1 pseudogene is annotated in these 641 nt (G+C 55.5%); it reads right to left on the bottom strand.

Annotated elements, in window-relative coordinates:
• Positions 1-641 (bottom strand): annotated as a pseudogene (locus FH871_RS33400) (hypothetical protein); the annotation flags it as partial.

Below are 641 nucleotides of genomic sequence, written 5' to 3'. Positions count from 1 at the left end.
GACAATCGCTTCCAAGTCTATCTGTTCCGCATGACGGGTATCGTTTCGCGCGGCAACATCGTAGAGAGAGGGCCTCTCCGTACGCGGAGCGAGTCCATGCGTTGAGCGGTCACGCACATCACGCAGACGGCGATCATCCTGGTAACCAATGACGGGCATCCAGTCACTGGTTAAATGAGAACCATTCGCGACTACGGAGGCATCCACGCCCGTGTTGCTGAAGCCCCGGGGTTCGATGTGCATCTTGAAATGCATTTGCAGGGAGTCACCGGGCTGGAGCGGATTTTTCAGGGAATAGATCCGGTAACCGAGCTCATCATCCAGCACCATTGGAAACGCGGGCCGGTTGAATGAAACGGCTGCGATCCCATCCTGAGGAATCGTGGAAAGGTGGATCGAGTCGATGGCGACTTTGCCGCGATTGACCAGCTGGTACGTACCGGCTATTTCAGCCTTTTGTTCATCGGGATAGAGCTCGACCTGCAACCGGGTGCGCACCAGGACGGGTCGCGGGGCATTCCAGTATGACCCGTAGCGTCGCTCGTATTTCGCGCGCATCAGCAAACGATCCGCCTGATTTAAATACGCATTCAGCACATTGGTGTTGTAAAAAATGAAACCACCGGATCCGGCAACCAGTA

It is taken from the genome of Larkinella sp. C7 (genome assembly GCF_006149005.1).
In the GTDB taxonomy this organism is placed as follows: Bacteria; Bacteroidota; Bacteroidia; order Cytophagales; family Spirosomataceae; genus Larkinella.
Note: the sequence above shows the minus strand (reverse complement) of the source record. Positions and strands in the feature narration are given on the sequence as shown.